At 70.1% G+C, this 14,599-nt stretch carries 14 protein-coding genes and 1 pseudogene; 2 read left to right on the top strand and 13 right to left on the bottom strand.

Features of this window, described 5'->3' with window-relative positions; translation table 11 throughout:
- Window positions 1–126: 126 nt before the first annotated feature.
- From lepB to V8688_RS27735, 7 genes are all read right to left on the bottom strand, one after another.
- On the bottom strand, window positions 127–870 hold the full coding sequence (gene lepB, locus V8688_RS27705) for a signal peptidase I (RefSeq protein ID WP_218716845.1): 744 nt from the start codon (window positions 868–870) through the stop codon (window positions 127–129).
- A gap of 106 nt (window positions 871–976) precedes the next feature.
- The gene (rplS, locus tag V8688_RS27710) at window positions 977–1,318 is read right to left on the bottom strand and encodes a 50S ribosomal protein L19 (protein ID WP_019048201.1); all 342 of its coding nucleotides are present in this window, start codon (window positions 1,316–1,318) and stop codon (window positions 977–979) included.
- A gap of 164 nt (window positions 1,319–1,482) precedes the next feature.
- Window positions 1,483–2,373: a hypothetical protein gene (locus V8688_RS27715; protein WP_342802031.1), complete on the bottom strand. Its 891-nt coding sequence runs from the start codon at window positions 2,371–2,373 to the stop codon at window positions 1,483–1,485.
- A gap of 21 nt (window positions 2,374–2,394) precedes the next feature.
- On the bottom strand, window positions 2,395–4,821 hold the full coding sequence (locus tag V8688_RS27720; protein WP_342802032.1) for a Tex family protein: 2,427 nt from the start codon (window positions 4,819–4,821) through the stop codon (window positions 2,395–2,397).
- Window positions 4,822–4,868: 47 nt separating this feature from the next.
- Complete coding sequence (locus V8688_RS27725; RefSeq protein WP_342802033.1) at window positions 4,869–6,053, bottom strand: hypothetical protein; 1,185 nt, start codon at window positions 6,051–6,053, stop codon at window positions 4,869–4,871.
- Between the two features lie 104 nt (window positions 6,054–6,157).
- Window positions 6,158–7,771: an AMP-binding protein gene (locus tag V8688_RS27730; protein ID WP_342802034.1), complete on the bottom strand. Its 1,614-nt coding sequence runs from the start codon at window positions 7,769–7,771 to the stop codon at window positions 6,158–6,160.
- Entirely contained in the window at window positions 7,771–9,399 is a 1,629-nt protein-coding gene (locus V8688_RS27735) for an AMP-binding protein (RefSeq protein WP_342802035.1), read from the bottom strand. The genes V8688_RS27730 and V8688_RS27735 overlap by 1 nt, the downstream gene beginning before the upstream one ends.
- Before the next feature lie 95 nt (window positions 9,400–9,494).
- Between V8688_RS27735 and V8688_RS27740 the strand changes: the two genes are divergently transcribed.
- Together V8688_RS27740 and V8688_RS27745 are read left to right on the top strand one after the other, a co-directional pair.
- On the top strand, window positions 9,495–10,346 hold the full coding sequence (locus V8688_RS27740) for a LuxR C-terminal-related transcriptional regulator (RefSeq protein WP_218716831.1): 852 nt from the start codon (window positions 9,495–9,497) through the stop codon (window positions 10,344–10,346).
- A gap of 343 nt (window positions 10,347–10,689) precedes the next feature.
- Window positions 10,690–11,058, top strand: a complete 369-nt coding sequence (locus tag V8688_RS27745) for a VOC family protein (protein WP_218716830.1) — start codon at window positions 10,690–10,692, stop codon at window positions 11,056–11,058.
- Here V8688_RS27745 and trmD read toward each other — a convergent pair.
- The 6 genes and pseudogenes from trmD to V8688_RS27775 form a co-directional block, all read right to left on the bottom strand.
- Window positions 11,055–11,750, bottom strand: a complete 696-nt coding sequence (trmD, locus tag V8688_RS27750; RefSeq protein ID WP_218716829.1) for a tRNA (guanosine(37)-N1)-methyltransferase TrmD — start codon at window positions 11,748–11,750, stop codon at window positions 11,055–11,057. The two genes, V8688_RS27745 and trmD, sit on opposite strands and share 4 nt — an antisense overlap.
- 3 nt (window positions 11,751–11,753) lie before the next feature.
- A complete protein-coding gene (rimM, locus tag V8688_RS27755) occupies window positions 11,754–12,278 on the bottom strand; it encodes a ribosome maturation factor RimM (protein ID WP_218716828.1) in 525 nt (174 codons plus the stop codon).
- Window positions 12,279–12,521, bottom strand: a complete 243-nt coding sequence (locus tag V8688_RS27760; RefSeq protein ID WP_019048210.1) for an RNA-binding protein — start codon at window positions 12,519–12,521, stop codon at window positions 12,279–12,281.
- The gene (rpsP, locus tag V8688_RS27765; protein WP_218716827.1) at window positions 12,521–12,958 is read right to left on the bottom strand and encodes a 30S ribosomal protein S16; all 438 of its coding nucleotides are present in this window, start codon (window positions 12,956–12,958) and stop codon (window positions 12,521–12,523) included. The genes V8688_RS27760 and rpsP overlap by 1 nt, the downstream gene beginning before the upstream one ends.
- A gap of 198 nt (window positions 12,959–13,156) precedes the next feature.
- On the bottom strand, window positions 13,157–14,251 hold the full coding sequence (locus tag V8688_RS27770) for an amidohydrolase family protein (protein ID WP_218716826.1): 1,095 nt from the start codon (window positions 14,249–14,251) through the stop codon (window positions 13,157–13,159).
- Window positions 14,252–14,339: 88 nt separating this feature from the next.
- A pseudogene (locus tag V8688_RS27775) lies at window positions 14,340–14,599 on the bottom strand (hypothetical protein); the annotation flags it as partial.

Below are 14,599 nucleotides of genomic sequence, written 5' to 3' on the forward strand. Positions count from 1 at the left end.
GAGGCCGCCGCGGATGAGCGCCGCCTCGAGCGTGCGCAGGCCCCCGGCCCGGCGCATCACCACCCGCGGCGGCCAGTTGGTCCGATCCTGCCCCACAGTTCGATTGTCCCCGTGTCTCGTCGCGTGTCAGTTTTCCTGCGCGTTCTGCGTCTTCACCGGCCCCATCCGGCTCGGCGGCCAGATCTTGAACACCGTCTTGCCGCGCACGTTGTCCACCGGCACGGTGCCCTGCAGATCGTCGCTGACGTGGGCGCGCGAATCGGCCGACTCGTTGCGGTTGTCGCCCATCACCCACAGGTTGCCCTCGGGCACCTTCACCGGGCCGAACACCCGGCCCGCCGGGTAGACCGCGTTGGGGCGGTCGGTGAACCAGGGGTAGTCCTTCTTGATGTACGGCTCGTCGAGCGGCTTGCCGTCGACCATCACCCGGCCCTGCGGATCACAGCACTGCACGGTCTGCCCGCCGACGGCGATGACGCGCTTGACCAGATCGTTCTCGTCCGGCGGGACCAGCCCGAAGTAGGACAGGAAGTTCTGCAACCCGCGCACGACCGTGTTGTCGGAGCGGACCGACTTGTAGTGCCCGTTCCACGACGGCGGGCCGACGAAGACCACGACGTCGCCGGGGCCGGGATCGGAACCGTAGTAACTGATCTTCTCGACATAGATGCGGTCGCCGATCAGCAGCGTGTTCTCCATCGACTGCGACGGAATCACATACGGCCGTCCGACGAAAGTCACCATCAGCGCGGCGATCACAGCCGCGATCACGATCAGAATCGGCAGCTCCTGCCAGAACGGTCGCTGCTTCTTGTCGCCGCGCTTGCGCTCGCGCCGCCCACCTTCGTCGCCCGAATCGGACACCGACACCGACCCACTTTCGTCTGCCACGCCGAACAGAGTAGCCCGGCGCCCCGACCGAAGTCGGAGCGCCGGGCTACCGGAAAATTCTGTGCTGCGAACAGCTACCGCGAGATCAGCGCTTTTCCTTGATCTTGGCGGCCTTACCGCGCAGATCGCGCAGGTAGTACAGCTTGGCGCGACGCACGTCACCGCGGGTCACGACATCGATGTGGTCGATGTTGGGGCTGTGCACCGGGAAGGTGCGCTCGACACCGACACCGAAGGACACCTTGCGGACCGTGAAGGTCTCGCCGATGCCGCCGCCCTGACGCCGGATCACGACGCCCTTGAAGACCTGGATGCGCTCCTTCGAGCCTTCGATGACCTTCACGTGCACGTTCAGGGTGTCGCCCGGACGGAAATCGGGGACATCGCTACGCAGCGACTTCTCGTCGACGAAGTCAAGGGTGTTCATTTTCCACCTTTTCGGATTCTTTGCGCGAACAGAGGAACCTGGCGGCACTGACGCGCTCGACCGGTTCATGCTCAGAACAGGAGTGCTCACGGACACAACTCGGCCGAGGCAACCGGTTCATTGTGCCAGACCAGGCACTCCGGACTGAAATCGGGCGACCCCGGTCACTCGCCCGCGGTGGTGTCGGCCGCGGCCTCGGCCCGGCTGCGCGGGAGCAGATGGGGATGGGGCGGCGGTGCGGGCGGTGCCGCGACCACCCGGCGCGCGAGCTCGGCTTCGGCCGCCGTCTTGGCGTGCTCGACATCGGGCTTGCCCGCGATCAGGTCCTGGATGAAGATCTTCGCGCGGATCACCGGGCGCCGATAGCGCCGTTCCCTGGCGATGGCCCGGTTCATGGTCTTGTGCCGGTTGCCGTAGCGCCAGCGCGCCCACGGCGCGCCCGGCCTGCTGAGCCGGATCGCGCCGATCAGCAGCAGCGGGGTGAAGAACATGCCGAACAGGCCCGTCCAGATCTTGCCCTTGGCGATCACCACCGCCGCCAGTCCCAGATTCAGCAGCAGGGTGCCCAGGACCGCGATGCGGACGCCGATGCCGCGCGACTGCCGGAAGTCGTCGTAGTCGAGGAAGGTCGCCGGTTGCACGCCGAGCAGCAGCAGGCCGGTCACCGCGAGGGCGACGAAGACCGCGTCGACCGAGGTGCGGCCCTGCTCCTCCCAGTAGACGTCACGCAGGTAGAAGATCAGCGCGAACTCGTCGAGCACCAGCGCCGCGCCGACCCCGAACAGGGCGGCGAGCACGCTGGAGGTGACCTGGGTGGAGTCCTCGGCGGTGGCGATCAGCCCGATGCCGGTCAGCAGCACCGTGATGACGCCGAAGACCATGTGGTGGATGTGGGTGTCGCCGGCTTTGACATTGCCCGGCCACCAGCGCACGTTGGCCCGGATCATCCGCACGCTGATCCGGATGACCACGAAACCGAGGATGAACCCCAGCAGGAAGCACAACAGGGGCAGGCGGCCGTGCGCGATCACATCGTCTTCGAGCCACCGTCGCATGCCGCCCGCCCTGTCGTCGAGTTACTTGCCGCCGAATCCCGCCCGGCGCAGCGCGTCGGCCATCGATCCGCTCGGCTCGGCCGCGGGCTTGCGCTGGTTGCCGCCACGCCCCTGTGGGGCCTGGCCACGTCCCTGCGCCTGTCCACGATCCGAGCCCTGACCACGGCCGCCCTGCGGACGACCCTGACCACGGCCCTGGCCGCGCGGTGCGCCGCCACCACGATTGTCCCCCTGGGCGGGCTTTCCGGGCTCGTCGTCGAGCCGCAAACTCAGCCCGATGCGCTGGCGGGCGACGTCGACCTCCAGCACCTTGACCTTCACGACGTCACCGGACTTGACCACCTCACGCGGGTCCTTGACGAAGGTGTGCGACATGGCCGAGACGTGCACGAGGCCGTCCTGGTGCACGCCGACGTCGACGAACGCGCCGAACGCGGCCACATTGGTGACGACGCCTTCGAGCACCATCCCCGGCTTCAGGTCGGCGACCTTCTCCACGCCCGCGGCGAACTCGGCGGTCTTGAACTCCGGTCGCGGGTCGCGGCCGGGCTTCTCCAACTCGGCGATGATGTCGCTGACGGTGGGTACACCGAACTTCTCGTCGGTGAAGTCGGCGGGCCGCAGCGCGCGCAGGGTGCCGGTGTTGCCGATGATCTCGGCCATCGGGCGGCCGGTGTGCTCGAGGATGCGGCGCACCACCGGATAGGCCTCGGGGTGCACGGCGGAGGTGTCGAGCGGGTCGTCGCCGCCGCGGATGCGCAGGAAGCCCGCGCACTGTTCGAAGGCCTTGGGGCCGAGCCGGGGCACCTCGAGCAGTGCGGTCCGGCTGCGGAAGGGGCCGTTCTGGTCGCGGTGGGCCACAATGCTTTCCGCGACCGAGCCGGAGACACCGGACACGCGCGAGAGCAGCGGCACCGAGGCCGTGTTGACGTCGACGCCGACCGCGTTCACCGCGTCCTCGACCACCGCGCCCAGCGAACGGGCCAGCAGCGTCTCGGAGACGTCGTGCTGGTACTGGCCGACGCCGATCGACTTGGGGTCGATCTTCACCAGCTCGGCCAGCGGATCCTGCAGGCGGCGGGCGATGGAGACCGCGCCGCGCAGCGACACGTCCATGTCGGGCAGTTCGGCCGAGGCGTAGGCCGAGGCCGAGTACACCGAGGCGCCCGCCTCCGAGACCACGATCTTGGTCGGCTTGTTCTCGGGGATGCGCGAGATCAGTTCAGTGGCCAGGGCATCGGTCTCGCGCGAGGCGGTGCCGTTGCCGATGGCGATGAGCTCCACGCCGAACCGGGCGACCAGCGCGGCGAGCACGGCCAGCGACTTCTCGGTCTGGCCCTGCGGCTTGTGCGGGTAGATGACCTCGGTCGCCACGGCCTTGCCGGTCGAGTCGACCACCGCGACCTTCACGCCGGTGCGGTAGCCGGGGTCCAGGCCCATGGTGGTGCGGGTGCCCGCCGGTGCGGCCAGCAGCAGGTCGCGCAGGTTCGCGGCGAACACGTCCACCGCGTCCTTCTCGGCGGCCTGGCGCAACCGCATCCTGGTGTCGATGCCGAGGCTCACCTGCAGCTTGGTCCGCCAGGCCCAGCGCACGGTGTCGAGCAGCCAGGAGTCGGCCGGGCGGCCCTGGTCGGCGATGCCGAAGGCGACGGCGATGCGGCCCTCGTAGATCGTGCGCTCGCCCGGCGCGGGCTCCTCGGTGTCGGGCTCGAGATGCAGGGTGAGCACCTCTTCCTTCTCGCCGCGCAGCAGCGCCAGGATCCGGTGCGAGGGCAGCTTGTGGAACGGCTCGCTGAATTCGAAGTAGTCGGCGAACTTGGCGCCCGCTTCCTCCTTGCCCGCGCGGACGGTCGAGGTGACCTGACCGCGGTTCCACATCAGTTCACGCAGCTCGCCGACCAGGTCGGCATCCTCGGCGAAGCGCTCGACCAGGATGGCGCGGGCGCCCTCGAGCTGTTCGGCGGTGTAGCCGGCCGGATCGGTGGTCGGGTCGCCGATCAGCGCGTCGGCCACCGGCTCGTGCCCGGCCTCACGCGCGATCTGCGCCTTGGTGCGGCGCTTGGGCTTGTACGGCAGGTAGATGTCCTCGAGGCGGGCCTTGGTCTCGGCGAGCATGATCTGCTGATGCAGCGCCGGGTCGAGTTTGCCCTGGCCACGGATGGATTCGATGATCGCGCCGCGCCGCTCGTCGAGCTCGCGCAGGTAGCCGAGCCGTTCGTCGAGCTGACGCAACTGGGCATCGTCGAGGCCGCCGGTGACCTCCTTGCGGTAGCGCGCGATGAACGGCACCGTCGAACCGCCGTCGAGCAGTTCGACGGCGGCGCGGACCTGGGTCTCGCGCACCCCCAGTTCGTCGGCGATCCGCCTGCCCACGCTGGCGAGGATGGTCGTGCTGTCGGTCGGAGTGCCGTTCGACGTCGAACGGGCGGTCTCGGGCGCTGTCGTCACGACCGCAGAGACTACAGCTCTTCCCCGACACCCGGCCGACTCCCAGGTCAGCGGACCGTTGTCACCTCGGCCTCGTCCGCGGGACGATCCAGCGGTGTATCGGTGCGCTCGCGCAGGAACTTGTCGAACATCGCGGCGACATAGGCGCGCACGAGAAACGCCATCCGACCAGGGTCGATGGTGCCGATGTACCGCGCGGCGAGCGGCCGGGCCGATCCGGGCACCAACCACGGCATGTCGGTGAAGTCGTAGTGGGCCGAATTCGCTATGGCGAGATGGCGTTTCCAACCGGTCGCGGACCGCCAGAAGGCGTCGAGCGAGGGATTGGCGTCGCCGACCTCCTCGATCTGGCTGCTGGTCAGCACCAGCGTCGGTCGGTCGACACCCTCGGTCACCGCGCGGCCGAACGCCTCGTCCACGCCGAGCTGGCCGTCCAGATCGACGGCCGCGTCGATACGCCGGTCCTCGTGCATGGCCTCCACCGCGGTGTAGCCACCGGAGGAATGGCCGACGGCACCGACCCGGTCGAGGTCGAGCACCCGGCCCAGATCCGAAGGCAGAGCGTCCCGCTCGGCATCCGGGTTCTCCCCGCTCGCGAGACGGGTGAGGCTGTCGAGGACGAGGCGGACGTCGAGCAATCTGGCCTCGATGTACTTCGCGCGGATGGCGGTGTCGAAACCGTTCGGCACGGGCGCGGGGCGCACGATCCGGCCGCCGGGAAACTCGACGGCGGGCCCGGTTTCGTAGGTGTGGTCGACGGTCACGACCACGTAGCCGCGGGAGGCGAGGTCCTCGGCGAGACCGGTCCCGAGGATCCGCGAGACGCCCGCGCCCGGCGTGTACAGCACGACCGGGTAGCTGTCGCCGGTCCGCGCGGGCGCCCCGCGAGCGGCATGGGTCAGCGCGCCGGGGAGATCGATGCCCAGCGTCTGCTCCAGCCCGGGAATAAGCTCGGTCGAGACGTAGTGCCCGCGCGGGTACCGGTCCACCTCCGTCGCCGGATAGAACACCGAGACCATCAGCTCCCTGGCCACGTCGGGCGCGAACGGATCGGGCCGATCCGCGTCTGCCAGGTGCAGGGTGGTCGTCCCCACCGGGAACGCACCGGTCGGGCCCGGCAGCACCGCGATCCCCGGGTCGGCGCCCGCGGTTCCCGCACTCGCCGCGACCAGCGCGCAGACCGACATCGCCACCATCGTCGCTCGACGGATCACCGTCTCCCCCACCATCATCGGAGAACCCCGGCTCCCCCGGCGATTCGCCGGACACGCTATCAGCCGGTTGTGCATCCGGCGGCGTGTCACGTCATCTGCCGGGAGAGGCGGGGTCCGGTCGATCAGCCGAGGATGTCCCTGGCCAGCTCGCGCATCTCGGCCTTGCGGATCTTGCCGGTGACCGTCATCGGGAACTCGTCGACGACATGGACGTAGCGCGGGATCTTGTAGTGGGCCAGGCGGCCGGTGCAGAAGGCCCGGACTGCGGCGGCGTCGAGCAGCGGCGCGCCCTCGCGCAGCCGGAGCCAGACCATCAATTCCTCGCCGTACTTGTCGTCGGGGACGCCGATCACCTGGGCGTCGACGACATCGGGGTGGGTGTAGAGGAATTCCTCGATTTCGCGGGGGTAGATGTTCTCGCCGCCGCGGATCACCATGTCCTTGATCCGGCCGGTGACCGAGAGGTAGCCGTCGTCGTCCATGACGCCGATGTCGCCGGTGTGCATCCACCGGGCCGCGTCGATCGCCTCGGCGGTCTTGTCGGGCTGGTCCCAGTAGCCGAGCATCACCGAGTAGCCGCGGGTGCACAGTTCGCCCGCCTCGCCGCGCGGCAGGGTGCGTCCGGTCGCCGGGTCGACCACCTTCACCTCGAGGTGCGGCCCGACCCGGCCGACGGTGGCGGTGCGGCGCTCGATGCTGTCGTCGCTGCGGGTCTGGGTGGACACCGGCGAGGTCTCGGTCATGCCGTAACAGATGGACACCTCGGCCATCCCGAGCTGGTCGATGACCCGTTTCATCACCTCCACCGGGCATGGCGAGCCCGCCATGATGCCGGTGCGCAGGCTCGACAGATCCGGGGTGGCACCGGCGTCGAGCTCGGCCAGCATCGCGATGAACATCGTCGGGACGCCGTAGAGCGAGGTGCAGCGCTCGGCGGCGACGGCGGCCAGGGTCGCCGCCGGGTCGAACGCGGGCGCCGGGATCACCACGGCCGCACCGTGCGAGGTGGCCGCGAGATTGCCCATGACCATGCCGAAGCAGTGGTAGTACGGCACCGGCACGCAGATCCGGTCGAGCTCGGTGTAGCCGCACAGTTCGCCGACGAAGAAGCCGTTGTTGAGGATGTTGTGGTGGCTGAGCGTGGCGCCCTTCGGGAAACCCGTGGTGCCCGAGGTGTATTGGATATTGATCGGGTCGTCGGCCGACAGCGTCGCGGCGATGCCGGCCAGACGCGCGGCATCGGGTTCGGTGGCCGCGACCCGCTGCCACTGCGGCCGCCCGAGGATGAGCACCTGCTCCAGATCGGGACAATTCGGCCGGACCTCGTCGATCATCGCCACATAGTCCGAGGTCTTGAACTCCGGCGCCGCGATCAGCTGGCGGATACCCGCCTGCCGCAGCACGTACTCGAGTTCGCTGGTGCGATAGGCGGGGTTGATATTGACCAGCACCGCGCCCAGTTTCGCCGTGGCGTACTGCACGAAGAACCACTCCGCGCAGTTGGGCGCCCAGATCCCGACCCGGTCGCCGGCGCCGATGCCGAGGTCGGCCAGACCGGTCGCCACGGCGTCGACGGCGACGCCGAGTTCGCGGTAGGTCCAGCGCCGTCCGGTCGGGCGGTCGATCAGCGCGTCGCGGTCCGGGTGGGCGGCCACGGTGCGATCGAGGTTCGCGCCGATGGTGTCGCCGAGCAACGGGGTGTCGGCCAGGCCGTAGGCGTAGCTCAGTTCGGGCATCAGCGGGTCTCCTTGCCGCGCAGCAGGAAACGCTGCACCTTGCCACTCGGTGTCTTGGGCAGGCTCGCCACGTAGTGGACCTGCCGGGGGTAGGCGTGCGCCGCGAACTTGTCCTTGACCAGCCGCTGCAGTTCGGCGGTCAGCTCGTCGTCCCCGGTCGCGCCGTCACGCAGCACGACGAACGCTTCGAGGACCTCGCCGCGCAGCTCGTCGGGCATGCCGACGACGGCGGCCTCGGCGACCTGATCGTGCAGCACCAGCACGCTCTCGACCTCGAACGGGCCGATCCGGTAGCCGGCCATGATGATCACGTCGTCGTCGCGGGAGCTGAAATGGAAGAAGCCGTCGATGTCGCGGGCGCCGACGTCACCGGTGAGGTACCAGCGGCCGTCGGCGGTGAACCGGCTCGCGGTGCGTTCGGGGGCGTCGAGGTAACCGAGAAACCACAGCAGCGGGCTGTGATCGGTGTCGATGGCGACCCGGCCGATCTCGCCGGGCGCGGCCTCGACATCGGCGTCGTCGGACAGGACCGCGCAGGTCCAGCCGGGCAGCTGGGTGCCCATCGACCCGAGCGGGGCGGGCCGGTCGACGTCGGGATGCCAGGCATGGCAGATGACCATGCCGTGCTCGGTCTGGCCGTAGTGATCGCGCACCGCGACCCCGAGCGCCCGCTCCGACCAGGCGACGACATCGGGGGTGAGCGGCTCGCCCGCCGACGACGCCCGACGCAGCGTGATCCCCTCGGGGACGGCGCCCGCGCGCAGCGCCCGGTAGACCGTCGGCGCGGCGGCGAAGTTGGTGACGCCGAAGCGGCGCAGGACGTCGAGGGTGAGCGGAGCCGAGAAACCGGCGTGCAGCAGCAGGCTGCGGGTGCCGGTCGCCAGCGGGGCCAGGATCGCGTAATAGAGCCCGTACGCCCAGCCCGGGTCGGCGGCGTTCCAGTAGACGTCCTCGGGCCGCACGTCCAGGGCGAACTCCTGGTAGGCGTGGAACGACGCCAGCGATCGCACGGGGATCGGGACGCCCTTGGGGGTGCCGGTGGTGCCGCTGGTGAACAGCTGGACCAGCAGGCCGTCACCCCCGACGGCCACCGGGACCGCGCGCGGGTCGTCGGCTCGGTGCGCGGCGAGCAGGTCGGCGAAACGCAGCGCCCCGGGGACCTCGGTCTCGCCGACGATGATCGTGCGGCGATCCGGATCGGCGGGGATGTCGGCGCTCACGGCCAGCTTCGCCGCCTGGTCGGCGTCGGCGACGACCACCTTCGTGCGGCTGGCCGCGAGCCGGAAGCCGATCGCGGGCGGCGCGAAGGCGGTGAACAGCGGAACGTGCACCGCGCCTCGCCGCCAGATGCCGAGCAGCGCCACGACCAGATCGGCGGACTTGGCCATCAGTGTCGCGACCCGGTCGCCCGGCTCGACACCGAGCCCGGCCAGCGCCGCGGCGAAGCGGGCCGATCGTTCCCGCAGTTCGCCGTAGGTCAGATCGTGCGCACTCAGATCGGACTCGACGACGGTGAACGCGATCCGCTCGGCCGGATGGCGATCACACAGCAGGTCGGCCGCGGTGGCCTCGGGTCCGTCGTAACACTCGAGCAGGTCGCGCACCCGCGCGTCCAGGTCGGTACTCATCGCAGTTCTCCTCAACACCTGGACCGGGCCGCCAGGTCTTGTCCTAGAATGTGGCACACCTCACGTTCGCCACTACCCCCGAAAAGGGGTGACCGATGCCGGCCACTGCTCTGTTGCGCCCCCGCGACGGCGATGCCCTGCGCGCGGAGATCCGCTGGGTGGCGCGCCGGGCGGACGTCCCGGTGATCTTCGGCGGCGCGGTCGACGAGGACGCCCTGCTGCTCACCGAGTTCGTCGGCACCGTCACCACGGGGCTCCGCGGCCTCACGGTGCTGCGCACGTCCGGGCTCGGCGGCCAGGCTATGGACCTACGCAGGCCCGCCTCGGTGGCCGACTATCGCGGCGCCTCCACCATCACCCACCACTACGACGGCCCGGTATGCGGCGAGGGGCTGCGCTCGGTGGTCGCGGTGCCGGTCGTGGTGGACGACCGGCCGCGCGCGGTGCTGTACGCGGCCACCCGGGGCGCCGGCCCGATCGGCGATCGCACGACCGAGGTGATCCTGCAGTCGAGCAGACGGCTGGCCGCCGAGATCGCGGTGCGCGACGAGGTGGACCGGCGGGTCAGGATGCTCGCGCTCACGGCGCCCACGCCTGCCGCCGCTCCGGCGGTCACCGAGGAACTGCGCGAGATCCACGCCGAGCTGCGGGCTCTGGCGGCGGCCAGCGGCGACGCGGGGGTGCGTGCGCAACTGTCCGGGGTGTGCGATCGGCTGACGGGAGTGCTGGCGGGTGAGTCGGCGGCGGAGGTGCCCCGGCTGTCGCGACGCGAACTCGACGTCCTCGCCCAGATCGCGCTCGGCTGCACGAATCAGGAAGCGGCGCTGCGGCTCTCACTGGGTGCCGAGACCGTCAAGAGCTATCTGCGGCAGGCGATGACCAAACTCGACGCACGAACTCGGCACGAAGCGGTGGCGCTGGCTCGGCGCCACGGACTGCTGCCCTGATGTGTGATCGGTCACCCTCGCGGCCGTCCTGACGGCCGGTGCGCGCACCCGCGATCGACGATGCCGCCGAGTACGCCCCCCGGCCCGGGGCTCGCGTCCGGGACGCTTCCGACCGGGCCGGGCCTCGAATCCTCCAGGGCCGCACGGTCTGTACTGGGCACATGGGCGGCACGGCCGGAGCACACCGCCCGATCGGCCGAGTACCGTTGCGCCGGAAGCTGTTCCGGATGGAACGAGCAATCCTCGCCCTGGACGATGACACAACGAATTACCCCTGCGGATACCCGAATATCTTTGGGACAAAACAATCTCGACGTCGATCCGGCCCGGTAGCGTCGGTCCGATGACGGAGCCTTTCCAATTGGCCGGCGTCTCGCTGGACTGTGACGACCCCGAAACCCTCGCCCGCTTCTATCTCGGGCTGCTCGGTGGCCGCGTGCTGTGGAACGACGTCCACAGCGTCGGAATCCGGCTCCCCTCGGGACTGACGGTCGCCGCGCAACGGGTCGAGGACTACTACCCGCCGCAGTGGCCGGGCAGCGCCGCCGTGCAGCTGGAGCTGGCCGCCGATGCCGACCTGGATCTGTGCGAACAGCACGCGATGGCGATAGGCGCCAAACCAGCTCCGGTGCAACAGGATCCGCGCTGGCGTGTCCTGCTCGACCCGGCGGGGCACCCGTTCTGTATCACCACCCGGGTGGTGCCCGCCTAGCGCGGGAGTTCCGGCTCCGGGAGCAGATCCGGCCTGCGGTCGCGGGTGCGTTCCAGCGCCTGCTCGTGCCGCCAGGCGGCCACCTTGGCGTGATCGCCGGAGAGCAGGATCGGCGGCACGTCCAGGCCGCGCCAGGACACCGGGCGGGTGTAGCTGGGACCCTCGAGCAGTCCGTCGGAGAACGAATCCTCCTGGTGAGACTGCTGATTGCCGAGCACGCCGGGGATCAAGCGCACCACGGCCTCGGTCATCACCAGCACGGCCGCCTCGCCGCCGATGAGCACGTAGTCGCCGATGCTCACCTCCTCGACGCGCACGCGACGGGCGGCGTCGTCGAAGACGCGCTGGTCGATGCCCTCGTAGCGGCCACACGCGAAGACGAGGTGGCGCTCGGTGGACCAGCGCTGCGCGGTGGCCTGGGTGAACGGCACGCCCGCGGGCGTGGGCACGACGAGCAGGGCGTCGTCGGGGCAGACCGCGTCCAGCGCATCACCCCAGACGGTGGGCTTCATGACCATGCCGGGGCCGCCGCCGTAGGGCGAATCGTCGACCGACTTGTGCACGTCGTGCGTCCAATCACGCAGGTCGTGCACACCGATCGAGATCAGGCCCTTGTCGACGGCCTTGCCGAGCAGCGCGGTACGCAGCGGCTCGAGGTACTCCGGGAAGATCGTGACGACGTCGAGTTGCACGAATTACTCCGGATCGAGCAGGCCCTCGGGCGGATCGATGACCACCAGTCCATCGGCGATCGACACGGTCGGCACGATGGCGGTGACGAAGGGAATGAGAATCTCGCGGCCGTCGTCGGCGGCGCGCACCGACAGCAGTTCGCCCGCGGCCGAATGCAGCACTTCGGTGACCTCGCCGACGACGGTGCCGTCGGTGAGCTCGACCCGCAGGCCCTCGAGCTCGTGGTCGTAGAAGGCGTCCTCGTCCTCGGACGGGGGCAGCGATTCGCTGTCGACCACGAAGAGCATGCCGCGCAGCGCGTCGGCCGCGGTGCGGTCGGCGACGCCGTCGACGAAGACCAGAAGCCGGCCCGAGTGCTCTCGGGCCGACTTCACGGTGTAGTCGCGGGTCGCCGCGGATTTCGGCATCCGGCCGTGCAGGGTGGCGCCGGGGGCGAACCGGAGTTCCGGCTCGTCGGTGCGCACCTCGACGACGAGTTCGCCGCGCACGCCGTGCGACTTGGCGACCCTACCTACGACGAGTTCCATCTAGGCGTCGGTGTCGACCACGTCGACCCGGATACCACGGCCACCGATGCCGGCGACCAGGGTGCGCAGCGCGGTCGCGGTACGACCACCGCGCCCGATCACCTTGCCGAGGTCCTCGGGGTGGACGTGCACCTCGACGGTGCGCCCGCGCCGGCCGGTGATCAGCTCGACGCGGACGTCATCGGGGTTGGCGACGATGCCACGAACCAGATGTTCGACGGCATCGGCAACAACGGCAGTCATTACTCGGCAGCCTCAGCGGCGGGGGCCTCGGCGGCCTCCTCGTCCTTCTTGGCGGCCTTCTTCTTGGGGGTGACGGCCTCGGCGACGGGCTCGTTGTCGGCGGCGGCCAGCGCGGCGTTGAACAGGTCCAGCTTGGACGGCTTGGCGGCCTTCACCTTGAGGGTGCCCTCGGTGCCCGGCAGGCCCTTGAACTTCTGCCAGTCGCCGGTGATCTCCAGCAGACGCTGCACGGACTCGGTCGGCTGCGCGCCGACGGACAGCCAGTACGCGACGCGATCGGCATCGATCTCGATCAGCGAAGGCTCTTCCTTCGGGTGGTACTTGCCGATGGCCTCGATGGCCCGGCCGTCACGACGGGTACGGGCGTCGGCGACAACCACGCGGTACTGCGGGTTGCGGATCTTGCCCAGGCGGGTGAGCTTGATGCGAACAGCCATGCTGATCTGCCTCTTTCAGTAGTTTGGTCACCACGCGATTCGGCGACCCGCATGGTCTGCGGGTCCGGTTTCGCGCATGAAGTGCGTGACCGCCGCGCGGTACGTGACCGGAGACGGGCTGACACTGTCCAGGAAGGACGGTTGTTCATTGTGCCAGACCGGCCCACCCCGCTCGAAATCGGCCGTTCCCGCCACCGGTCAGCGGTGGCCGGTCACCGGGTTCGGGGTTTTGACGACCAGACCGCGCAGGACGACCCAGTCGGGGTCGGTGAGCGCGGCCGGAGTGGTGCGGGGGTCGTCGGAGTAGACGACGAAGTCGGCGGGAGCGCCTTCCTCGATGCCGGGGCGACCCAGCCAGGCGCGGGCGTTCCAGGACGCGGCGCCCAGGGCCTCGTGGGGCGACAGACCCGCACCGCCCAGGGCGGCGATCTCGTCGGCGATGCGGCCGTGGCGGATGGAACCGCCCGCGTCGGTGCCCGCGTAGATGGGCACCCCCGCCTCGTGGGCGTTGCCGACCGTGTCGCGGACGCGGCGGTGCAGGTCGCGCATGTGGGCGGCGTAGACGGGGAACTTGCCCGCGCTGTCGGCGATGCCGGGGAAGGTGTCGATATTGATCAGGGTGGGGACCAGGGCGGTGCCGTGGGCGAGCATCAGCTCGATGGTGTCGTCGGTGATGCCGGTGCCGTGCTCGAGGCAGTCGATGCCCGCGTTGATCAGGCCGGGCAGAGCGTCCTCACCGAAGACGTGGGCGGTGACGCGGGCGCCGTTGGCGTGGGCGGCGTCGATCGCCTGCTTCAGGATGTCGTCGCTCCACAGCGGGCGCAGGTCGCCGACGGAGCGGTCGATCCAGTCGCCCACGATCTTGACCCAGCCGTCACCGAAGCGGGCCTGCTCGGCGACGATCTCCGGCAGGTCGCGTTCGTCGTCGAGCTCGATGCCCAGTTCGCGGATGTAGCGCTTGGGGCGGGCGATGTGGCGGCCCGCGCGGATGATGCGCGGGAGCTCGGCGTGCTCGTCGATGAAGCGGGTGTCGATCGGCGAGCCCGCGTCGCGCAGCAGCAGCGCACCGGCGTCGCGCTCGGTCTCGGCCTGGTCGATCGCGCCCTCGCGGGTCTCGTCGCCGCCGCCGTAGCGGATGCCGACGTGACAGTGGGCGTCGACCAGGCCGGGCACGATCCAGCCGGTGCGGCACAAGGTTTCGGCCCCGGCGACCGGCTCGAAGGTGACGGACCCGTCGACGACCCACAGGTCGCGCTCCTCGTCCCCGGGGAGAACCACACCACGCAGATGCACACGAACCTCCAGACGTCGGCCTGGCCCCCAACCTACCGCTCGGGGGCGGCCGAGGCACTCGCCTCGGGCGCGAGCCCGCTGCCGGTGACTAGCGGCCGAGCGGTTCGTCGAGGAAGACCGTCACCGCGACGATCCGCGGCTCGTCGGCCGCGAAGTCGACGAAGGCCACCCCCTGCGCGGTACCGATCCGCACACTCGCGCTGACCGTGCGCCCGGCGGCGATCATCTTGTCCCACCGGATGTCTCGCGCGAGCTCGGCGAACCCGGCCGCGTCGACCGGCCGCCCGGCAGGCAGTTCCACCGCCGCCCTGGCCCCGAGCAGGTCCCGCACGCCCGCCGGGTCGCCCG

This window comes from Nocardia sp. No.11 (assembly GCF_038752175.1).
In the GTDB taxonomy this organism is placed as follows: domain Bacteria; phylum Actinomycetota; class Actinomycetes; order Mycobacteriales; family Mycobacteriaceae; genus Nocardia; species Nocardia canadensis.